The following is a 21,729-nucleotide window of genomic DNA, read 5'->3' on the forward strand; positions in this document are numbered from 1 at the left end:
TGCTGCTGCCATGTTTTCGTACGGTCTTCGCAGTAAATACCCAAACCTGTCTGAATTGCTGCTAAAATTACTATATACAGTAACTTAAAATGGCGCTATTGATAGTTTACTACTGTAATCTGCAGCGTTTTCTTACCCATATAGTCATTCACAGACGGATAGAAAGTAAATGACAACTCGTCTTTCCGCTTTATATAATCCAGGCAGTCCTGCGCATCCCCAAAGTAAATTGCCTCCATCTGGTTTCCCCGCCTGTCCTGGACACGAAATTTCAAAACATTCTGATTTTTTCCGATAATCCTGGGACTGAGCACCTTCAGATTCTTTTCTGCGAACAGGGGTTTCGTATTCCCTTTTCCAAAAGGCTCTAAAAGCTCCAGTTCGGATACCAGCGATTCGGTCACATATGCAAGAGGAAGCTGCATGTCAATGGATACCTTCGGCAGAAGATCTTCCTCAGATAAAACAGCCAGCTCGTTGATTGTTTCACGGAATCTGCCCACATTTTCCTCCTCCAGGGACAGCCCTGCCGCCAGCTTATGCCCCCCGAACTTCGTAAACAGCGCCCGGCATCTGCACATCTCCTCAAACATATTGTAGGACTCAATGGACCGCCCGGAGCCTTTCACGCCCTCCTCGCCCTGGGTGAGCACAAAAGTGGGACGGTAATATCTCTCCTTAATTCTTCCCGCTATGATGCCCGCTATACTTTCATGGCACTCCGGAAGATAAACAACCAGAACCTTATCCTCCTTCAGAGAAGTATTCTCAATCTGCTCCACCGCCTGCTCCACGCCCTTTTCCGTCATCTCCTTGCGGCTGTCATTGAGAGCCTTAAGATCCTCCGCCAGCATCACTGCTTCTCTGCGGTTCGGTGCATTCAAAAGCTCCAGCGCGCGTTTTGCCGTGTCCAGACGGCCGCTGGCATTAATGCAGGGCCCCAGCACAAATCCGATATGATAAGCCGACAGTCTGTCCACAGGGACTCCCGTACACTCAATCAGCGCCCTCAGTCCAAGATTACCGGTACGCTTCAGCATTTCCAGCCCCTGCTTCACAAAAATCCGGTTTTCACCGGTCAGATCCATCACATCCCCTACAGTAGCTATGGCCACATTTTCCATCAGATAATCAATATCATCCACATCTTTCTGCATCACCTCATAAAGCGCTTCCACCAGTTTGTAAGCCACTGCCGCCCCGCAAAGCCCTTTAAAAGGATATTCACAATCCGCCCGGTGCGGATCTACCACTGCGTCCGCCTGGGGCAGCAGATATTCCTTCACACCGCCTGCCTCCAGATATGGCACCTCGTGGTGATCCGTCACAATAATCGTAAGTCCCCTCTGCTTGCCATAAGCAATCTCCTCCGCAGCCGCAATCCCATTATCGCATGTAATAATCGTATCGATACCATCCTCCAGGGCGCGGTCAATCAGCATCCTGTTCAGTCCATACCCATCCCGTATCCGGTCCGGAATATCCGTATCTACATCACCGCCCAGCTTAGAGATCCCTTCCTGCAGCACATAAGTCGCATTCACCCCGTCAATATCATAATCCCCGATAACACGGATGGCCTCCCCTCCCCGGATCTTCTCCGCCAGAATCTCCACCGCCTTATCCATATCCTTCATCAGCATTCCATCATACAAATCCGCAATGGTCCCATTCAAATAAAACCCAATCTCCTCATCCGTCATCAAATCCCGGTTCCGAATCAGCCGCGCAAGAATCGGAGAAACATGGTACCGCTCAGCAATCCCATTAAAATCCGCCTTCTTCATAGAAACAAACCACTTCTCCACCTTTTATCCTCCTCGTACACATTATACCGCACCCCAGTGCACATCTATTGCCTTCACCCATTAGCCTGGTCAAACATCACCACATCCGCACACCCGTACATAACATAACAACTCACTGCCGCCCCTAAAAGCGCATCCCCCAAAACATCTCCGAATTACACATATCAGTACCATATTATCCACAAACACACCCCACTGTCAACAAGAACCTGTCGTAATTTGTCGACGCAGCATATAAACAGTTACTACTAACGCCCCAGGGGCCGCGCATAGTAACTATAAACTCTCTAAAAAGCTCCCCCGTCTCCCAACCCAATCAGCTGCCCCCGCCAAACCTCCGGGCAAGCCCCCCTCCCGCAAGGATGCGTCCAGCCTGAGAAAATCGGGATGCTCCGCCGCTGTCCGGTGAGGCTTATGCTGATTCCGGAAGCCTCTAGCGTGCCATAGAAGCGCTTACTGCGAAAAAGCCGCATTTTATGGAGGATAATTGATTCCGAATCAATTATCCAGAGCGTCTGAGCTTAGAAAGCATCAGCTTTCTAAGTGAATACGCTCGGTTCCATAAAATGCGGCTTTTTCGCAGTTAGCGCTTCTAGTACTGCGTTGCATAATTAGCAGTGAATAAAGTGCCTGATATCTGCATCAGGTGTGCGTCTGCGAAGCGACGGCGTAGCGGTTCCTACGTCTAGCTTCGCAGACGTGCTCCTGTTGTAGATAGCAGGTGCTTTATCACTGTTAATTGCGCAACGCAGTACTAGGCTAAGCGCCCGGTTTCCGGAATCAGCATAAGCCTCACCGGACAGCGGCGGTGCATCCCGATTTTCTCAGGCGCCCCCGCCGCCACTCTACTTGCTTCTCTTCTTCATCACATACCAAAGTGCTCCCGTTACGCACACAGATGAATAAGCTCCACATACAATTCCCACCATCAGCGGCAGTGCAAATTCTTTGATTGAACTTACACCCATAATATAAAGAACCGCCACCATTACAAATGTTGTCAATGAGGTGTAAATACTACGCGTCAGTGTACGGGTGATGCATCTGTTTACAAGAACAGCCAGATCCTCCCCGCGCTTCTTCGTCTTCATCTCCTCACGGATTCTGTCGAAGATTACGATGGTTGCGTTGATGGAGTAACCTACTATAGTCAGCATACATGCGATAAATGTATTTCCAACGGATACTCTTGCGATCACGTAGAACGTCAGTACCACAAGAACATCATGCAGCAGCGCCAGTACCGCGCTGGTTGCAAAGCGGATATCCTTGAAACGGAACCAGATGTAAAGCAGCATGCAGATTGTTGCAATCAGAACCGCGATGACCGCGTCCTGTCTCATCTCTGAGCTGACCGTTGAACTGATATTTTCTGTCGTAATCTCATCCTCATTTACCTTGAAATTATCGACCATAGCCTTATTAAATGCTTCCCGCTTATCCAGTTCGAGAGTCTGTGTCTTGAAGATGACCTGGTTTGTTCCTTCCACCTTCTGAACCTGGACATTATTGTCGCCGGTTGCGTCCTCAATTAGAGGTACGATATTTTGATCAATCTCCTCCAGGCTGTATTCCTGATCAAAGGTCACATTCGTTGAGGTACCGCCCTTAAATTCCAGGCTGTAATTCAGAACGCCCTTCCCCTGGCCTCCATTGATTCCCATAAAGACAAAACCTACTAAAACCAACGCGATGGAGATTCCGAAAAACACCTTTCTCTTTCCGAGGAAATCGATAGGTTTGCGTTCCGCTTTCACACGTCCGTATACTTTCTCATTGTGAATACCCACGGCATAGAAAGCATATACGATGAGACGGGTAATTACAAGCGCAGTAAACATAGAAACCACAATACCTAGGGCCAGCGTCTGCGCAAAACCTTTGACAGTGCCGCTTCCCTTGAGCCACAGGACTGCCGCCGCAATCAGTGTTGTAATATTGCCGTCCAGAATGGCTGACATTGCCTTATGGAAACCTGCATTCAGGGATGCCCTCACGGACTTGCCGGTCGTCAGTTCCTCCCGCACTCTGGCAAAGATAATTACGTTCGCATCCACCGCCATGCCGATGCCAAGGATGATACCCGCAATACCCGGCAGGGTCAGTGTAATGTCAAATGCATTCAGCAGAACCAGGATCAGCCCTGTATAAATCAGCAGTGCGATACTTGCCGCCAGTCCGGGAAGCAGATAAACAACGCACATAAAGATAAATACAATAGCAAGGCCGATAGCTCCCGCCTTTAAACTCGTGCTGATTGCCTCTTCACCGAGCTGTGCCCCCACTACATTTGAACGGAGTTCTTCCAGTTCCAGGCTCAGCCCGCCGATCCGGATCGTAGAAGCCAGTTTGTCCGCCTCCTCGAAGCTCATACTGCCTGAAATCTGAGCCTCGCCGTCCTTAATCTCGGAATTCACACTCGGAACACTGATCAGCTCTCCATCGTAATAGATCGCAATGGTCTCCTTAGCCGCCAGCGCAGCCTTTGTAGCCGCGGCAAACTTCTCTGTCCCTTCTTTTGTAAAAGACAGCTGTACGATATTTTCCTTATTCTGCAGATCATCCTGGGTGGTCGCTGCCTGCGCATTCTTAACATCCGTACCATTCAGAACAATGGAGCCGTCTTCCTGCAGCTCTTCAATTGTCTTGTCCAGTTTGTATTTGCCGTTGGAATCCAGACTGTAGTTTGCATTGCCTTCACTGTCTTTCTCCCGGATAAAATACAGGGAACCGGGCTGACCCAGCTCATCAAGGATCTTGTTGGCATCCTTAACTCCAGGGATCTCGATGCTGATCCTGTCCTCACCTTCCTGGTAAACTGTTGCTTCTGTACTATACTGTTCTACACGCCTTTGCAGCTTGTAGATTGTATCATCCATGTCAGACTGGGACGGCTTGTCCCCTTTTACCTGATAGGTGATGCTGACACCGCCTTCCAAATCCAGCCCAAGTTTAATGTTCTTTGCAGCGCCTGAACCTGTTTTCCCGAATCCTACAATCGTTGTAAAGCCCAGAAGGGCAATCAGGACAACCGTCAGAATCAGGCTGATAACGCCTTTACTTTTCTTCATGAGTCACATTCCTTTCTTCGTCTGCCAATGCAGCCTTTATCATAATCGCGCACTCCACACGCTTACGTTCCATCTCACAGCTGACATCATAGGTATCGTGGATTGTATTATGGAATTTGTATGAATTAGCCATACAGCCGCCGCTGCAGTAAAATCTTGCAAAACAGCTGCGGCACTTCTCCTTTGAGTAAACGCTGCAGCCGCGGAATTCATCTGCAATCTCCGGCTTCACAATTCCGCTGTCCACATTTCCCATTAAAAATGCTTCATCCCCCACAAACTGATGGCAGGGGTACAGATCCCCCCAAGGCGTCACCGCCAGGTACTCGGTTCCCGAACCGCAGCCGGACAGACGCTTGGCCACACACGGTCCGCCTTCCAGATCCAGCATAAAATGGAAGAATGTAAATCCTTCGCCATTTCGCTCGCGTTCCACCATTGTCTTTGCCAGCGTATCGTATTCGCTGAAGATCTGCGGCAGGTCGCTCTCGCGTATGGCATAGGGATCCGTCTCTTCCCCCACCACCGGCTCGATAGATATCTGCTGGAAACCTAATTCCGCAAAATGCATCACGTCCTTCGAAAAGTCCAGATTCCCCCGGGTAAATGTTCCGCGTATATAGTATTTCTCCTGATTTCTGCTCTCGGCCAGCTTCTGGAACTTAGGCACAATCAGGTCATAGCTTCCCTTTCCGTTGCGGAAGGGCCGCATGCTGTCATTCACTTCTTTTCTGCCGTCGAGGCTCAGCACGACATTATCCATCTCACGGTTCACAAATTCCTGAACCTCATCATTGAGAAGAACGCCGTTCGTGGTCAGGGTAAAACGGAAATGCTTGTCATGCAGCTTTTCCTGTTCTCTTCCGTATGCTACCAGGTCCTTTACCACCTGCCAGTTCATCAGAGGCTCGCCTCCGAAGAAATCCACTTCCAGGTTCCTTCTGCTTCCGGAATTGGCAATCAGAAAATCCAGCGCCTTCCTGCCCACTTCATAGGACATCAGCGCACGTCTCCCGTGATATTCCCCCTCTTCCGCAAAACAGTACTTACAGGCCAGGTTGCAGTCATGTGCGATATGAAGGCAGAGCGCCTTTACCACCGTTTTCCGCTGCTTTACCTCCCCAATATAATCCTCATAGATGTCCTCCGTAAACAGCTGTCCGGCTTCGGTCAGCCCGATCACCGCTTCCAGCACTTCCTGCAGATCCGATTCGCTCAAGGATCCTCCCAGAGTCTCCTTGAGACACCGGTATGTTTCTTCTGACTGCAGAGACTCCACAGTATGGGAAGGATTCATTGCCTCGAGACATGCTATCACATCATATGCGGCCTTGTCCACCACGTGGACAGCACCGCTGTTCACATCAAGGACAATGTTATATCCATTATTCTGGTACTGATGTATCACAACAGATACCCTCACTTTCATCATAATTCAGGCCATTACCGGTTTTGATTCCCGGTAACAAGCGTAAGGCAGCGGCCGAGGTCGCTGCCCTGATTGGTACTTTTAAATACTCTGAAAGCACAGCACACGCCCGACCATCCGTCGTTATGTAAGTGCTGTGCTTATATTCTGTTTCCCGTTGCAAATATATTACTTCTTATGTTCGCAGGTCTGGTTTCCCACTGTGCAGGAAGTCTTGCATGCAGACTGACAGGATGTCTGGCATTCTCCGCAGCCGCCTTTTTTTACTGTATTGTTTAAGGTCTGTGTATTCAGTGTTTTAATATGTTTCATGTTCTCTCCTCCTATATTCATGCTGCAGGCATGTATTTACCTCGTAACATTATAGCACAGTGCCTGTAGTTTTTAAAGTGTTTTTTTCGTGAACGGTATCGGCTGTCTATAAGCGTTCCCGCACGTATTCTCCTGTATATCTTAATTCATCAGGAGACCATGCCCCCCAGCATCCCACCGCCCGCACAGAGCAGGAATGTGGTCAGTATATTTGCCCCGCTTCCCTGCATGGAGCGGTACACTCCAAGAGAGATCAGAAGCAGCAGACCAAAATACAGAATCCCGATCGTCAGCCCCCATGCAAATTTACGGAATTTTGCCATCTTCCCTGCCGCAAAGCCGCCTACAAATGTGGAAACAACATAAATAACGATAATCCCTCCCGTTACTTTCCCCTCATCCAGGTTCAATTTATAAAGCAGCAGAGTCAGTAAAAGCAGAAGGATTCCCGTCACCACATAAGCACACAAAAGAGCCTTTAAAAGCCAGACGACTTTCCCCTCGGCCCCCCGCCCCTTATTTGTCTTATTCTCCATCTAATTCCTCCTCGTCCATCTATGTACTATTACAACATATGATTGTCCTTCCCGGAATATGCATTTATCCCCAAAAAAGCGGAGTGTGACGGGCAAGTTTCGTATTGTGGATGGGGGCGGGGCGCAAAATAAAGGGACCACCGCCAGCCTGCCAAATGCACCTATGCCGGTGAAAAGTGCGGACACGAACCTAAGAAATTCTAGGAAGCCGGCAGCCAGAAAAGCAGGGCACAGGCGGCACATCACAAGAAATCCCATGATTTCTCGCGCTGGGCCGCCTGATTTTGTGATTCGGTGATCACAAAATCTCCCTGCTTTTCTGGCTGCCGCCTTCCAAGAATTTCTAAGGTCCGCTTTAGCACTTTTCACCGGCATAGGTGCATTAGACAGGCTGGCGGCGGTCCCTTCATTTTGCTAGATGCATCCAATCGGAAGGAAAGGTTGCCTGCCGGGAGGGCTCCGTAACGGGCGCAGTGTATTGATTCGCCCGGTGGGGCATATAATCCCCATTGCTTTATTCACTGCTTAGGGGTGCTTTAGCCAAACTGCAGAATACGGTATACCCAAAGGGCACCCCGTAACTCATGCCCTGCGGGCGGATCTGCAGCACAGCTGCAGAATAAGGTATGACTCTTCTTTTTATCTACCGGAGCTATGATGTACCATCAAAAGAATCCATACGCCGCCCCCATTAATGATCCTCCCCATTTGCGCCCTGCCGATTGGATGCACCCAGCGGAAGGAAGGGATAGCCGCAATCCGCCCAAGTGCACATATGCCGTCCCAGAAAACCTGCCGCGCTCATTGCGACTTTTTGCTCCAGTTCGCCAAATTTTTTCTTTTCGTCCTTATTCAGGAAAACAACCGCGCCTATGGCATCTCCCTCGCAGAGGATCGGACACACGACTTCCTCTTTGAATTCTTTTTCATCCTGCACAACCCCCGCATATTTGGCACTGTCGGATTTTGCCAGCAGCTGTTCTCTTGCCTGAATTACTTTCTCCAGCTCTTTGCTGATATACTTATCCTGCAGATCCTTTTTTCCGCTGCCTGACGCAGCCACGATCTGGTCGTTATCGGTGATGCACACTGTACATCCCATTGTCTGGGCAAGGCTTTCTGAATACTGTTTGGCAAGTGTGCCAAGCTCCCCAATCGGGGAATATTTCTTAAGTATTACTTCACCTTCCCGGTCTGTAAATATTTCCAGCGGATCACCTTCCCGGATCCGCAGGGTTCTTCGTATCTCCTTCGGAATAACAACCCTTCCCAGATCGTCAATCCGCCTTACGATTCCTGTAGCTTTCATAAAGAAATTCCTCCATTTAACGTCTTAGTAATCATTAGCACTTCTACTAGTATTTGTTAAATAGAGGAAAATATTCGTGCTCCAGTCAGTTTTCCATTTCCACGTATTGTTCTGCTATATTTTTCACATGATCGCCGATTCTTTCAAAATCTGTCAGGATCTCTGTGAACACAATTCCTGTCTGCGGACGGCATTTACCTTTTTTCAGACGCTGCATCTGCTTTTTAAAATATTTTTCTCTGGTGTCGTCTATTTTCTGCTCCATCAGAGCCGCCTGGTTCAGGATAACGGCGGGAACATCCTCTTCCTGCCTGTTCACGATACGCAAAGCTTCCAGGCACTGCTTTTTCATATTTTTCAAATCGTCCCTGGCAATATCCGAAAATTCACCGTTCCATTTTTTTAAGTCCTGCGCATATTCCGCCAGATTGACCGCATGGTCCCCGATCCGCTCCAGGTTGCTTATGATCACATAATATCCATTAATCTGCCGGGAGTCGGACATGGACATTTCGTTGGCCATAAGGGATACTATATAAGCAGATATTTCCTGATTCAGATAATCGATGTAAGTCTCTCTTTCCCGGATCTTTTTCATTTCTCTGTCATCGTATTTCATGAGTATATCGTATGCATGCGAAATATTTTTTTCTACCATCCCCAGCATTCTTCCCACTTCATTCCCCACCTGGGATATCGCGACGGCGCTCTGTCCGATGGCATACGATGGTTCGAATCTGGCAATATATTTCAGCCGGTAATCTTCTTCCTCCTCTTTTTTGCTGTCCGGCAGAATCTTTACCGCAGCCTGGGCCATGTATTCGCCGAACGGAAGTAAAATCAGGGTCGTTACGATATTAAATACGGTATGTACATTGGCGATCTGGGATACCGGGTTTCCCGGAACCAATGCCTCCATCCATGCTACAAACGGTGTAAACATACAGATCAGAGTGAACAGTACCGAACCGAATATATTAAACATTAGATGGATCACGGTTGTACGCTTGGCATTGACTTTCATTCCGATGGAAGCCAGAACCGCTGTGATACAGGTTCCGATATTCTGTCCAAAAAGAATATATACCGCACTGGACAGCGGGATCATACCGGTACCCGCCAGTGCCTGCAAGATTCCTACTGATGCGGAAGAGGACTGGATCACTGCGGTAAATACCGCCCCAATCAGTATACCCACCAGTGGATTTTTAAATGTAGTCATAAACTGAATAAATGCCGGTGAATTCTGCAGCGGCTCCATGGCGCTTCCCATCATATCCATGCCCATGAACAGGATACCAAGTCCGGCAAAAATGCTGCTGATATGGTGGACCTTTTCGTTTTTTACAAACATGATGGCCGCAACACCGCCGATGGCAAATATAGGGGCAATGGCGCCGATGTCAAGTGCAATCAGCTGACCGGTGATTGTCGTCCCTATATTGGCGCCCATAATCACCCATACAGCCTGTTTCAATGTCATCAGCCCGGAATTTACAAAGCCGACTACCATAACAGTCGTAGCGGAGGAAGACTGTATGACCGCTGTGATGCCTGCTCCCACCAGCACCCCTTTTACTCTGTTGGATGTTAGTTTTTCCAGAATTGATTTCATCCGGTTGCCCGCCGCAGCCTCCAGACCGTTGCTCATCATCTGCATTCCGTATAAGAAGAGAGCGAGCCCTCCCAGTAATGCAAGTAAATCCTTAATTCCCATCTCTCATACTTCTCCTTTGCATGCCTTAATTTTTACGCACTCTTAACACAGATTATCATAGCCAAAAACACGAGGTCAATCTGACCGGCACGTTTCTTAGCGGTATCTTAATTACTTACTGGAGCTTTTGCGTTACATCACACGAATTCATGCACTGCCGCAGTCAAAGTGCAACTGCCCGCGAACGAATTTTTGCTCCAGATCGGATGCGCCATCTGCAAAACCGCCAGGTAGATATTGAAAACCTCATTATATTCTGCTAAAATTTACATGTCATGAAATAAAAAAGTATACGCAGGATGGAGAAAACAATATGAGCCTGAAAATTCCAATAGAAACTTCCGCCAGGCATATCCATGTCTCCCAGGAAGACTTTGAACAACTGTTTGGCCCCGGCACACGTTTGAACTATACAAAGGAGCTCAGTCAGCCCGGCCAGTATGCATGCAAAGAAAGGCTGACCGTCATCGGCCCCAAAGGACGCTTTGAAAAGGTCATCTTACTGGGCCCGTTTCGTCCCGCAACCCAGGTCGAAATATCCGTTACAGATGCCCGCAGGCTTGGCATACCAAGCGTCATCCGCCAGTCCGGAGATATCGCCGGCACACCGGGATGCACTCTCGTGGGCCCTCACGGAAAAGTAGAGCTGAAGGAAGGGGTCATCGTAGCCAAACGCCACATTCATATGACGCCCATCGATGCCCTCAGGGCACATGTAAAGGACAACGATATCGTTTTTGTCATAACCACAAGCTATGAGCGTTCCCTTATTTTTTCCGATGTGGTCGTCCGGGTGAGCCCTAAATTCGCATTGTCCATGCATGTGGATACCGACGAAGCCAACGCATTTGCCAACGAGGATAACCCAACCGGCGTGATTTTAAAACTATTTGACGGGCATACTTATAATCTGCAGACATGGGCAGATGAACTGCAGTCCGGAATCAACAGGGGGGTCTGACCCCTTTGCAAAGGGGTCAGACCCCCGTGCAAATCCGACACTATTCTGACAATTTCAAAATGGAGGTATTTTAACATGAGTAAAATCGATGAAGTAAGAAGCGCTATGATGTCCGCTATGAAGGCCGGCGACAAGGAAAGAAAGGCAGCTCTCTCTTTTCTGTTATCTTCCCTGAAAAATAAGGCGATCGACAAGCGGGCAGATCTGACGGAGGAAGAGGAAAACCAGGTAATTCTAAGAGAGATTAAACAGACAAAGGAAACACTGGAAATGACTCCCAAAGACCGCACGGATATTATTGAGGAATGCCAGAAGCGTCTTGCTGTTCTGGAAGAGTATGCTCCGAAGATGATGGGCGAGAATGAGATCAGAGAAATCGTGATGGGTGTGCTTGCCGATCTTGGTATAGAGACTCCAACCGCAAAGGATAAAGGAAAGATCATGAAAGAACTGATGCCGAAGGTAAAAGGAAAGGCTGATGGGAAACTCGTAAGCACAATCGTGGCGTCATTAATCCAATAAAATATAAGAGGGCCGCCCGGGGAACAGGGGCGTATGGGCTTTTCTGGGGCGGGCGAAAGACGTGAGATTTACTAAAAGTCCAAATAGGCCGATTGCAGGCACCTTTGACATGCCATCCGAAATCTGATGATTTCGCATGTCAGGTCAAAGTAAAAATATGATTTGGAAATCATATTTTTATCCTGCAATCGGCCTATTTGGACTTTAAGTAAATCTAGCACGTCTTTCTTGACGCCCCTGAAAAGCCCATACGCCCCTGTTCCCCGGGCTGGGTGCATCCTGCCGGGAGACGGGGAGCGGTGGATCGGGCTGAATTGGCGGAGCGTTTTTGGAAGTAGACGTAAATGATGAGATAAACACTTCTATCTGTTAAATACGGCTATTGCCAGACCCTCGCCTCTTATGGCTGACCAGTGGGCCTCGTTGATTTCTTCGAGGCGGTAGCGGTGGGTGATGAGGCGGTAGAGGGGGAGGTCTTTTTCGGCGGCTTTTTTCATGAATTTGAAGCATTCTTCGTAGTCGCGGGTTGTGTAGTATCTTCCTCCTGCCGGCATGGAATCTTCATAATGTTTTACGGCTGTTTTGGACTTGCCGAGGACGTATTGCAGTTCGCAGATGCTGCCGCTGTTTTTTGCGAAACGTTTTGCAGTGCTTCGGCCCAGTGGGGATGCGGTGCATTGGAATACGGCGTCTGCAAGGCTTCCGCCGAAGTACTTCTGGATCTTTTCCAGTACGGCTGATATGCCGTTTTTGTTACGGTAATTGATGCTTTCCCTGGCACCGAATTCTATAGCCAGTTTGAGAGCCTGTTCGTCTCCGTCTATTGCGATTATGTTGTATATGCCCATACAATTCAGTATGGCGATGGCTGTGAGGCCTTCCAAGCCGCAGCCCAGTACGATAACACGTTTTGAAGAATCCAGATGTCCGAGCTTGACAGTCCTCTGTACCGCGCTGTTTACCGCAATGACCGTCTCTGTAAGCAGACGGGACTCTAAATCCAGATCGTTTACCTGGTAGATCTGGTTGTCGGCTCTGAGCACTACATAGTTGGAATACCACCCGTGAAAGCCGCTCCCTGCACTGCCGCGGTTTGCACCGAAAGCGGTGGCCGCTCCGCCGGCCTTTTTTACGGCAACGACTCTGTCACCGACCTTGAGGGCTGTTCCTGCCGCATCCTGCAGAGAAGGGCTGCCCAGTTTCACGATGCGGCCGGTTCCCTGCTGTCCCAGAAGGGACGCCTGGCCCACTCTCTTTTCTTTCATGAATTCTATCGTATCGGAAGGTGACACACAACAGCCTTCCACTTCCACGAGAATCTCTTTTGCGCCGATCTCCGGCAGCTTATATTCTTTCAGTTCATAACTTTCAGGAGACACCAGCACGGCACTCCTCCCCGTCTCATTGCCCGTAAGCACCGGCATTCTTTCCAGGGTAAATGCTGTCCTGTTCTCTTTGTGTGTCCCAACCTCAGAGAGAACTTGTTTTACTATATCATCAATCTTTAAATCCATCTTCGTATCTCCTTTACCAGGATATTCGCCTGTGCTGCATTCCGGATCTGCCTGTATTCACTCCGTGCAGCAGCTTGTCAATCTTGATCTTCACAACGACCTTCCTGTAGGAGGAAGGTATACGTTCATGACAGCAGGGTTTATGTCCGTCCGTGGGATAAACCAGGTAAAACATTCCCGGCTTCATCTGTATTCTGTCGCCCTGCCCGGTTAACCATTCTATATCTGTGTCGGGATCATATGGTGTCTTCACCGTTAGATCCGCCTTGTCCGCGTATTCCCACATCTCCGAGCCTTCCAGAAGAATCTGCACATCCAGATACTTGTCATGGGTTTCAAAATCTGCTTCCTCAAAGCTCCGGGTCTGTCCCTCCTGAACGAATGCGAACCCCTTTCCGACAGGGTATCTGCCAGCCGGCAGGCGTTCCTTCTCCACACGTTCCACAAAACGCACCGCATCCCACAGTTCGGGCACACACCGCTGATAATAGCGGAAATGTTCCAGCTTATCCATTATCATATTATGCTACCTCTCCAATCTGTCAAATCTGCGTCTGCATCTACAGCAGTTTCAGTTCTCTCATCTTATTATATACATTAGCCTTAGCCTCTGCATCCAGAGAAAGAGCCGGCAGCCTCTCGTGGCCGTCCTGGTTCAGCACGCGGTAGTACATAGCCTGTTTACATGCCAAAAAGAGCGGCGTACTGTAACCATAGATGTCCATGGCATTCACCATCTTTTTAAACCAGAGAGCTGCCTCATTATAGTCACCCCTCTTTGCGGACTGATACGTATTGACCGTAAACTCAGGAGCAAAGTTAGCGGTTGCATTGATAAATCCGTCCACACCGCAGACCAGAAGTCCCATAGCCTGGTTCTCATAGGCTGAGAACACAGAAAAATCAGGATTCACTTCCTTCACCTTCTGCATAGAAAGAACATGGTTAAAGTCATTGATCGTATCTTTGATTCCCACAATATTCGGGTTATCCTTCACAAGCTTGCTCACCACATCCGCATTGAAACAATAGCCTGTCAGATCCGGGAAATTGTATATTATAATAGGAAGAGACGTATGGGAAGCCACATAACCAAAATATGCCTCCACCATCTCTGAGCTGTATACACTGAAATACGGATTAATCAGAAGTACGCCGTCAGCGCCGGCAGCCTCCACATATTTTAGCAGCTCCATTGTATTCTCAAGGCAGGTATCTCCGACACCTACGATCACATTCACCCGCCCATTGACATGGTCTATCATTTCTTTAATAAAATTCTTTTTCTCTTCTACAGTCATAATACTGAACTCTCCGGATGTCCCCAGATATGCCAGTCCGTCCACACCCTTTGAGATCAGGAAATCCGCCTGTCTCTTGCTTGCCTCAATGTCTATCTTACACTTTTCATCAAATATCGTGATGACCGGCGGATTCACGCCACACAGTTTCTTCATTATACTATTCCTCCTTCTGATACCCAAGCTCTCTGGATAAACTCTTTCCGGCCTTCAGCATCTCTGCTATGATTAGTTCCTTCTTGTCCATCATGCGCTCTTTCGGGCCCGATACACTGAGGGCAGCAATCATCCTATGGTAGCCGTCATAGACCGGAACTGCCAGACACCATAATCCTTCTTCGATCTCCTGGTCGTCCGTCGCATAGCCCTGGAGACGAAATTCCTGCAGTTGCTTTCTCAATTCTTCCACGCCCTTCACCGTATTTTCCGTAAATGCGGTAAATTTCAGCCCATTCATTATATCACGGCTTTCCTCCGGCGGAAGAAAGGATAGAAATGCTTTTCCCAGACCGGTGCAGTAAACCGGCTTTCTGGATCCGATTTGTGCATTTGTATTAATCGTCCGCTCGCAGTTTTCCTTCGCAATATACACAATCTCTCCCTGCGAGAGAACCCCCAGGAAACAGGTCTCACCCAGCGTCTGCATGAGATGCTTTAAATAAGGTGTAGCCATCCTCCCGATATCGAATCTGGATGCCGCTACCGCTCCAAGGCTTACCAGCTTGCCCCCCAGTGAATACCGCTTCTGCTCATCCACCGCCAGGTAACCGTTTTCCGCCATTGTCTGTAAAAGGGCTATCGTACTGCTTGGAGCATAATTCAGACGAGTGCTGATATCCTTGTTCGTCAGCCCATCGGAGCTACCCTCTAAAAGGTCGAAAATTTTCAATACTCTTTCTGCCGATTTAACCGCCATATAAAACACCTGCTCCTTTCATTTTCAAAGGGCGACTTCCCCATTTTCAATATAAAATTACATTACCACGCCCAACTTTTCTTGTCAACTTTGAAGAGCTCTGCATGGCTCTTCTATACTGCCTCTTTTCCTATTAAAAAGAGAATGCCTAAAATGATGATAAAGTGCACAAGCCCCTCAATTCTGAGGGGCCTGTACATTACGGCATACTGCCGTATACCTATGTCATACCTGATGCATTTTGCACTAGATGAACAGGCATGATATCAAACCTACAATAATAATCAGAATAATACCTACAACCGAAGCAATTGCCTGCCCCAAAGTATATGTTTTCAATCCGCCGGTAAAATTAAATCCGGTCATATTTGATACAATCCAAAAGCCTGAGTCATTAACCGTTGCGCCGAACAGTGCGCCGTCCAGGCACGCCAAGGCGATAAATACCGGGTGGATAGCTACGGTTGCTGCAACGCTCTGCATTATCGCAAATGTGGTCAGTGAAGCCACTGTACCGGATCCGGTGATCTGTCTGAACAGCAGTCCCAGAATCCAGCCAATCAGCAGAATCAGCACGATATTGTTGGAGATATTGGATACCATATTCTTAATTGCTTCACTCACGCCTGAGGCAGTGATTACAGAGGAGAAGGAACCGCCGGCTCCGGTAATCAGGAATACAAGCCCGGCAGATTTCAAGGCTGTAGTCGCTACTTTTTCTGTCTTTGCCAGTCCCAGGTACTTAATAGAGATAACCATACCAGCCAGAGTTCCCAACAGCATAGATGTTGTCTTCTGTCCAAGGAAATCAATCCAGGTCGGAACAGAATCCATCATAGCGCCTGCTACTGTATTCAAAAGAATGAAGATGATCGGAAGCAGGATCGGGAGCAGTGAAACGAAGAATCCCGGCATTTTTTCCGGAAGTTCCAGCTCATTGATGTCCAAGCCGTTTCCATTCTCATCTTTTTCTGCATTCCAAAGCCCTTTCTTCATTAAGAACCCATGAATCGTAACGGCAATCAGTACCATAGGAATACCGAACAGCAGTCCTGCTGCGATCATAATACCAAGATCGAATCCAAAATACTCCGGAGCAACCAGCGGGTTTGGCGTCGGAGGAACCAGGGTATGCGCAACACCGGCACCGATAGAGATTGCTCCTACGATATAACCGATTCCCTTATTCAGCTTCTTCATCAAAGCTACACCGATCGGGATCAAAATTACAAATGTTACATCAAAAAATACAGGGATGGAAAGTACGAATCCGGCAAAACCTACCGCGTACATTGCCCATTTGTTTGGAAATACAGATACCAGTTTATCAGCAATTACACTTGCACCGCCGGTATCACTTACGAACTGGCCGAGGATGATACCAAGGCCGATCGGGAATCCGATACTTCCCAGCATGCTGCCGAAACCATTGTTAATCACGTTAACCAGGCCGGTTGTTACCGTCCCGTCCGCGGCTGTAATATCCACCAGCGGTACTTTAGTCAGAACACCAAGGAGCAGAGAACCAAGGATCAGGGCGATCGCCGGATTCATCTTGGCCTTGATAATAAACAATACAACAACTGCGATTGCGATTATTAAACTTATAATTAAAAATGCTGTTGACATTTTACCCTCCTACATAAAGGCTGCTTTTACAGTCTTGTTCCCTTTTTTACTTCAATGAGTGTCTTATCCTTATTCAGTTCCACACCAAATCCCGGCTTGTCGCTGACTTTCAGCTTACCGTTAACCGGCATTGGCTCATCCTTCAGCAGCGGATAATACTGCGGAACCACCTTATCAGCCTGCGGCGCCATCATCAGGCACTCTGTGATCGGTGAATTTGTTTTTGTTGTTACATAATGATAACTGTATGTACCGCTTCCATGAGGAATTACCAGTTTGCCGTGCGCTTCTGCCATGTTACCGATCTTAATCAGTTCTGTCATACCGCCGCACCAGCCGACATCAGGCTGAATGACATCCAGGTCGCAGTCCTCGATCAACATGCGGAAACCGAACTTGGAAGCTTCATGCTCACCGCCTGTTACCATGATCTGGTTACCCGCTGCTTTCTTAAGGTCACGGTATGACCAGTAATCATCCGGGTTGAAACACTCTTCAATCCAGTTAAACTTCAGGTCTGCAGAAGCCTGCATCAGGCGTTTTGCATAGTAAAGGTCAAGCGCCATCCAGCAGTCCCACATCAGCAGGAAATCATCCCCGCACTTTTCACGCATATCAGCCGCCAGTTCAATGCTCTTCCTCAGGCCTTCCATTCCATCTGCCTGTCCGTAAACAAGCGGAATCTTGCCTCCGACAAATCCCATATCCTTTGCAAGGTCAGGTCTCGGCCCTGTAGCGTAGAAAGTCAGTTCCTCGCGAACCTTACCTCCCAGCATCGCATATACAGGTTCTTCTCTTAACTTGCCGAGCAGATCCCAGAGCGCCAGGTCGACTGCAGATATCGCGTTCATTACCACGCCTTTACGTCCATAGTAAAGAGAGGCACGATACATCTGATCCCAGATGATCTCTATCTCATTGGCATCCTTGCCCACAACAAAGCGGTCAAGATGATTCATAACCAGCCATGCCGCCGGATATCCGCCCGTTGTAATACCGAATCCAGTCACACCGTTATCCGCCTCAACTTCCACTACAAGAGTCTTCAGCGCATTAATTCCAAAGCTGGATCTGGTTGCCTTATACTCCGGATAGATGCTCATAGGAGTTGCAATCTGCTTAACAATCCAATGATCTTCACTCTGATCATGATAATCAGCGCCACCTCCTTCGACAACATAAGCACGGATTGCTGCAATCTTTCTTCCCATTAATGCCATAATAAGTACCTTCCTTTCTTTTCTTTAAAATGACACATTCAAAGTTTACTCCGTTCCACCGATTCGTATATGTGAATCAGATTCTCATTTTATAAACAGTTTATCATTTCTTTATAATTAAGTCAAGATTCAACGACTTTTTCCACACTATACTCAAAAACCGCAGTACGTTTTTGTGCAAGATGTACAATCTTAATGTAACCGTCCACTTTTGCAGGATTGATTTTTTAAGCATTATAAAGTATACTGATTGAGTTGTTAACTGACGGTCAGGCATACCGGTATTCAGCCTGTTTCGCTGAAACATTGTATTCGCTGCCGGAGCTGTAGTTCTTATAGGAGAGGGTAAAGTATCTATTATGTTTCTATTAATTTTTAATCAACTGCTGAAAATGCTCATTATTATGATATTGGCGTTTGCCTGCTACAGGCTGAAGATCGTAAGCCAGGAAGGAAACAGAAGTATATCCAATCTGCTCCTTATGATTGTCAACCCCTGCCTGATTATTACCGTATATCAGACAGACTATGACGCCAGACTTGTCAGAGGGCTTTTGATCGCATTTGCGGCCGCTTTTGCTGCCCATATCATAGCCATTTTGATTGCCCGCTTTCTGGTACCTGAGAAAAATAACCCGAATTATTATCTCGACCGCTTTGGCTCAATCTATTCCAATTGCGGCTTTATCGGAATTCCACTGATCTACAGTGTGCTGGGAAACGAAGGAGTCTTCTATCTCACCGCCTATATGACCATGTTCAATCTATTTACATGGACTCACGGGCTCAGCCTGCTGGAGAATAAGTTCTCTTTGCGGCAGCTGAAGGAGGGGCTGTTATCGCCTATGATCATTGCTACCTGCGCCGCTCTGATTCTGTTTTTTGCACAGCTGCGGATTCCTTCCGCTGTTCTGGATTCTATGAATTATATAGCAGATATGAATACGCCTCTTGCCATGATGATTGCAGGTTTCTCTGTTGCACAGGCTGACCTGAAGAAAATATTCGGACATTTGCACATCTACTGGGTCAGCTTTCTGAAGCTGATCGCTGTGCCGCTGGCAGTCACCGTATTTTTATACCTGCTTCGTATAGACCATGACATTGCATATACTACATTAATCGCAGCGTCATGTCCCACAGCTACCACAATGACAATGATGTCAATTCGTTATAAAAGAAACTATACATACGCTTCAGAAATTTTTACATTTACTACCGTTTTGTCTATGGTGACGATTCCTTTCGTTACTTTTATTGCCGGATTTTTAATAAAATAGAAATTTCTAAGGGAAAATGGATATCCTGTAAAAGAGACTACTAATCAGATTCAGAGAGAGTTTATATGAAAGTTTTAATTTTATCATGCAGCACAGGAGAAGGACATAACTATGCAGGAAAAGCACTTCAGGAGTGTATCCGCCTTCACGGTGATGAAGCGGATATGCTTGACATCATGCTGCTTGCGGGTAAACGTGTGTCCCGTTTCGTGGGCGGTGGGTATGTGTCAATTGTAAAACATGCTCCCCGCTTTTTTCATTTTTTGTATAGACTGGGAGGGGTTGTCAGCTCATCACACCGCAAGTCTCCCGTATACTATGCGAACGCCATGCTCGCCAAACCCCTGAAACGCTATCTGGAGGAACACCATTATGATGTCATCGCCACACCGCATCTGTTCCCTGCGGAGACACTTACCTACATGAAGCATAAAAAGATGCTGTCCCATAAAGTAGTTGCTATTGAGACCGACTATACCTGCATTCCATTCTGGGAAGAAACGGACTGCGATTATTATATAATCCCGCACAAAGAGCTAAAAGAAGAGTTTGCTGCCAGGGGGCTCCCTGCACACAGGCTGAAACCTTACGGCATACCGGTCCGGCAGGCATTTTCGGCTCCCCGGGTTCCAAAAGCAGCAAGGCAGATGTGTAAGATACCTGAGAACGCACATGTCTATTTGATCATGAGCGGCAGCATGGGTTTCGGAAAGATCCAGCTGTTCGTCGCGGAACTGCTGCGCAGAATTCAGCCCGATGAATACATCATCGTCATCTGCGGCGCCAACAAAAAATTATACCATATTCTGACGGGAGAATTCGGCCGTTCTGCCAACGTCAGGATCGTGGGTTATACAGAGCACATTGCCGCCTACATGGACGCCTGTGATGTGCTGTACACAAAACCCGGAGGCCTGACCAGCACAGAAGCAGCGGTAAAAGGAATCCCTATCGTCCACACCACGCCCATCCCGGGTTGTGAAACAAGAAACCGGGAATTCTTCTCCGTCCGCGGGCTTTCCGTTACTTCAGACAAATTCTACGGCCAGATAGCCGCGGGCCAGAGCCTGCTGCGGGCCCCCGTCCGCTGTGAAGCCATGCGTACCGCCCAGTCAGCAGCAGTCCCGGGGGACGCGGCACTCAAAACCTACAGACTCCTGCGCCGTATCTGCAGAAAATCCGGAGGTGAAATATAATGTATTACCTATTTATCCTGCTGGGTTACTTATCCGGCAGCATCCTATACACCCAACTGATTCCCAGGCTGTTAAGCGGAATCGACATCAGAGAGGCCGCCAGCGACCACAATCCTGGAGTCTTTAACGCATTCAAACTGGCCGGCAGAAAAACCGGAGCCATCGTCCTCATCCTGGAGCTGGCAAAAGGATTCCTCCCCATCTGTGCAGCCGCACATATTCTGGATGTCCACGCCCCTCTCTTCGGCATCATACTGGCAGCCCCGGTCATCGGCCATGCCTTCCCATTCATGCATCCCACAAAAGGCGGCAAAGCCATAGCCGTCTCCTTCGGCTGCCTGTTGGGCCTCCTCCCAAACCTATACCCGTTCTTCCTGCTCGCCTTCTTCTACCTCCTCTTCTCCCTGCTGATCATCATCCGCCCCCACCTCCTGCGCACAATCATCACCTACCTCTGCTTCAGCATCACCAGCATCCACCACCTCCAATCCCCCACGCTCCGTTGCGGAACGCTGCTAATATCCTCCATAGTAATCCTAAAACACCTCCTAAAACACGAAAAATCCCCCATCAGCATCCGCCTCCCAGGCCGCCAAAATCACTAAAATAAGCTCCCCCGCCCGCCACGCCAATCCACGTCAATCCCATCCGCCTCTCCCGTCTTCCTGCAGGATGCACCCAGCTTGTAAGGATGAGCTCCAGGATGCCGCACAGCGGCAGGAGGACACATATGCCCGGGTGAAGTGCATAGAGCGCGCTTAGGGATTCCGGGACGGAAGAAGGCAGGGAAGGTGGACGAAAACGTAATCACCAAATTACGTTTTCGGCTGACCTGACGCGCGAAATCCATCAGGATTTCGCGTGGCATGTCAGCCCGTGTCCACCTTCCCTGCCTTCTTCCGTCCCGGAATCCCTTAGCAAGCGGGCAGCATCTCACCCGGGCATATGTGTCCTCCTGCCGCTGTGCGGCATCGTGGAGCTCATTCTTACAAGCGGGGGGGGGGGGGG

At 48.4% G+C, this 21,729-nt stretch carries 18 protein-coding genes; 5 read left to right on the forward strand and 13 right to left on the reverse strand.

The window, feature by feature from the left end; genetic code table 11:
* Positions 1–95: 95 nt before the first annotated feature.
* The 7 genes from recJ to GKG43_RS11400 form a co-directional block, all read right to left on the reverse strand.
* Entirely contained in the window at positions 96–1,808 is a 1,713-nt protein-coding gene (gene recJ / locus GKG43_RS11365; protein ID WP_050641391.1) for a single-stranded-DNA-specific exonuclease RecJ, read from the reverse strand.
* Positions 1,809–2,653: 845 nt separating this feature from the next.
* Complete coding sequence (locus GKG43_RS11375; RefSeq protein ID WP_050641392.1) at positions 2,654–4,879, reverse strand: protein translocase subunit SecDF; 2,226 nt, start codon at positions 4,877–4,879, stop codon at positions 2,654–2,656.
* Positions 4,866–6,287 carry a thioether cross-link-forming SCIFF peptide maturase gene (gene scfB, locus GKG43_RS11380; protein WP_050642714.1) on the reverse strand — a complete coding sequence of 474 codons (1,422 nt, stop codon included), beginning with the start codon at positions 6,285–6,287 and terminating at the stop codon, positions 4,866–4,868. The genes GKG43_RS11375 and scfB overlap by 14 nt, the downstream gene beginning before the upstream one ends.
* A 189-nt stretch (positions 6,288–6,476) precedes the next feature.
* Positions 6,477–6,620 (reverse strand): six-cysteine ranthipeptide SCIFF, encoded by a 144-nt coding sequence (gene scfA, locus GKG43_RS11385; protein WP_009002406.1) that lies wholly within the window; start codon positions 6,618–6,620, stop codon positions 6,477–6,479.
* A gap of 149 nt (positions 6,621–6,769) precedes the next feature.
* Complete coding sequence (locus GKG43_RS11390) at positions 6,770–7,156, reverse strand: TIGR04086 family membrane protein (protein WP_050641393.1); 387 nt, start codon at positions 7,154–7,156, stop codon at positions 6,770–6,772.
* Positions 7,157–7,847: 691 nt separating this feature from the next.
* A complete protein-coding gene (spoVT, locus tag GKG43_RS11395) occupies positions 7,848–8,465 on the reverse strand; it encodes a stage V sporulation protein T (protein ID WP_243125849.1) in 618 nt (205 codons plus the stop codon).
* A gap of 85 nt (positions 8,466–8,550) precedes the next feature.
* Complete coding sequence (locus GKG43_RS11400) at positions 8,551–10,182, reverse strand: Na/Pi cotransporter family protein (protein WP_050641396.1); 1,632 nt, start codon at positions 10,180–10,182, stop codon at positions 8,551–8,553.
* A 313-nt stretch (positions 10,183–10,495) separates the two neighbouring features.
* Here GKG43_RS11400 and GKG43_RS11405 point away from each other — a divergent pair, with 313 nt between their 5' ends.
* Positions 10,496–11,143, forward strand: a complete 648-nt coding sequence (locus tag GKG43_RS11405) for a phosphate propanoyltransferase (RefSeq protein WP_055154591.1) — start codon at positions 10,496–10,498, stop codon at positions 11,141–11,143.
* A gap of 75 nt (positions 11,144–11,218) precedes the next feature.
* Positions 11,219–11,665: a GatB/YqeY domain-containing protein gene (locus tag GKG43_RS11410; protein WP_050641397.1), complete on the forward strand. Its 447-nt coding sequence runs from the start codon at positions 11,219–11,221 to the stop codon at positions 11,663–11,665.
* A 362-nt stretch (positions 11,666–12,027) separates the two neighbouring features.
* Here the strand turns inward: GKG43_RS11410 and GKG43_RS11415 are convergent, their stop codons facing one another.
* From GKG43_RS11415 to rhmD, 6 genes are all read right to left on the reverse strand, one after another.
* On the reverse strand, positions 12,028–13,179 hold the full coding sequence (locus GKG43_RS11415; protein WP_050641398.1) for a zinc-binding dehydrogenase: 1,152 nt from the start codon (positions 13,177–13,179) through the stop codon (positions 12,028–12,030).
* Between the two features lie 13 nt (positions 13,180–13,192).
* A complete protein-coding gene (locus GKG43_RS11420) occupies positions 13,193–13,699 on the reverse strand; it encodes a YhcH/YjgK/YiaL family protein (RefSeq protein WP_050641399.1) in 507 nt (168 codons plus the stop codon).
* 40 nt (positions 13,700–13,739) lie between these two features.
* Positions 13,740–14,636 carry a dihydrodipicolinate synthase family protein gene (locus GKG43_RS11425; protein WP_025655273.1) on the reverse strand — a complete coding sequence of 299 codons (897 nt, stop codon included), beginning with the start codon at positions 14,634–14,636 and terminating at the stop codon, positions 13,740–13,742.
* A 4-nt stretch (positions 14,637–14,640) separates the two neighbouring features.
* The gene (locus tag GKG43_RS11430; RefSeq protein ID WP_050641400.1) at positions 14,641–15,396 is read right to left on the reverse strand and encodes an IclR family transcriptional regulator; all 756 of its coding nucleotides are present in this window, start codon (positions 15,394–15,396) and stop codon (positions 14,641–14,643) included.
* 246 nt (positions 15,397–15,642) lie between these two features.
* Complete coding sequence (locus tag GKG43_RS11435; RefSeq protein ID WP_050641401.1) at positions 15,643–17,025, reverse strand: SLC13 family permease; 1,383 nt, start codon at positions 17,023–17,025, stop codon at positions 15,643–15,645.
* Between the two features lie 26 nt (positions 17,026–17,051).
* Positions 17,052–18,245, reverse strand: a complete 1,194-nt coding sequence (rhmD, locus tag GKG43_RS11440; protein WP_025655270.1) for an L-rhamnonate dehydratase — start codon at positions 18,243–18,245, stop codon at positions 17,052–17,054.
* Positions 18,246–18,604: 359 nt separating this feature from the next.
* Between rhmD and GKG43_RS11445 the strand changes: the two genes are divergently transcribed.
* The 3 genes from GKG43_RS11445 to GKG43_RS11455 all read left to right on the forward strand — a co-directional run bounded on the left by GKG43_RS11445 (position 18,605) and on the right by GKG43_RS11455 (position 21,326).
* Entirely contained in the window at positions 18,605–19,525 is a 921-nt protein-coding gene (locus GKG43_RS11445) for an AEC family transporter (protein WP_055154590.1), read from the forward strand.
* Between the two features lie 65 nt (positions 19,526–19,590).
* Positions 19,591–20,721: a glycosyltransferase gene (locus tag GKG43_RS11450; RefSeq protein WP_055154589.1), complete on the forward strand. Its 1,131-nt coding sequence runs from the start codon at positions 19,591–19,593 to the stop codon at positions 20,719–20,721.
* Entirely contained in the window at positions 20,721–21,326 is a 606-nt protein-coding gene (locus GKG43_RS11455) for a glycerol-3-phosphate acyltransferase (RefSeq protein ID WP_083487143.1), read from the forward strand. The genes GKG43_RS11450 and GKG43_RS11455 overlap by 1 nt, the downstream gene beginning before the upstream one ends.
* Positions 21,327–21,729 lie beyond the last annotated feature (403 nt).

The sequence above is a fragment of the Eubacterium sp. BIOML-A2 genome, assembly GCF_009680135.1.
In the GTDB taxonomy this organism is placed as follows: Bacteria; Bacillota; Clostridia; order Lachnospirales; family Lachnospiraceae; genus Faecalicatena; species Faecalicatena contortus_B.

Excerpts from the sequence above, each read along its gene's own strand:
- GKG43_RS11405 (WP_055154591.1), top strand. The coding sequence starts at position 10,496 with ATGAGCCTGAAAATTCCAATAGAAACTTCCGCCAGGCATATCCATGTC.
- GKG43_RS11435 (WP_050641401.1), bottom strand. The coding sequence starts at position 17,025 with ATGTCAACAGCATTTTTAATTATAAGTTTAATAATCGCAATCGCAGTT.
- GKG43_RS11410 (WP_050641397.1), top strand. The coding sequence starts at position 11,219 with ATGAGTAAAATCGATGAAGTAAGAAGCGCTATGATGTCCGCTATGAAG.
- GKG43_RS11445 (WP_055154590.1), top strand. The coding sequence starts at position 18,605 with ATGTTTCTATTAATTTTTAATCAACTGCTGAAAATGCTCATTATTATG.
- scfA (WP_009002406.1), bottom strand. The coding sequence starts at position 6,620 with ATGAAACATATTAAAACACTGAATACACAGACCTTAAACAATACAGTA.
- GKG43_RS11450 (WP_055154589.1), top strand. The coding sequence starts at position 19,591 with ATGAAAGTTTTAATTTTATCATGCAGCACAGGAGAAGGACATAACTAT.
- GKG43_RS11455 (WP_083487143.1), top strand. The coding sequence starts at position 20,721 with ATGTATTACCTATTTATCCTGCTGGGTTACTTATCCGGCAGCATCCTA.
- GKG43_RS11425 (WP_025655273.1), bottom strand. The coding sequence starts at position 14,636 with ATGAAGAAACTGTGTGGCGTGAATCCGCCGGTCATCACGATATTTGAT.
- GKG43_RS11420 (WP_050641399.1), bottom strand. The coding sequence starts at position 13,699 with ATGATAATGGATAAGCTGGAACATTTCCGCTATTATCAGCGGTGTGTG.
- GKG43_RS11400 (WP_050641396.1), bottom strand. The coding sequence starts at position 10,182 with ATGGGAATTAAGGATTTACTTGCATTACTGGGAGGGCTCGCTCTCTTC.
- GKG43_RS11390 (WP_050641393.1), bottom strand. The coding sequence starts at position 7,156 with ATGGAGAATAAGACAAATAAGGGGCGGGGGGCCGAGGGGAAAGTCGTC.
- rhmD (WP_025655270.1), bottom strand. The coding sequence starts at position 18,245 with ATGGCATTAATGGGAAGAAAGATTGCAGCAATCCGTGCTTATGTTGTC.
- GKG43_RS11415 (WP_050641398.1), bottom strand. The coding sequence starts at position 13,179 with ATGGATTTAAAGATTGATGATATAGTAAAACAAGTTCTCTCTGAGGTT.
- spoVT (WP_243125849.1), bottom strand. The coding sequence starts at position 8,465 with ATGAAAGCTACAGGAATCGTAAGGCGGATTGACGATCTGGGAAGGGTT.
- GKG43_RS11375 (WP_050641392.1), bottom strand. The coding sequence starts at position 4,879 with ATGAAGAAAAGTAAAGGCGTTATCAGCCTGATTCTGACGGTTGTCCTG.
- GKG43_RS11430 (WP_050641400.1), bottom strand. The coding sequence starts at position 15,396 with ATGGCGGTTAAATCGGCAGAAAGAGTATTGAAAATTTTCGACCTTTTA.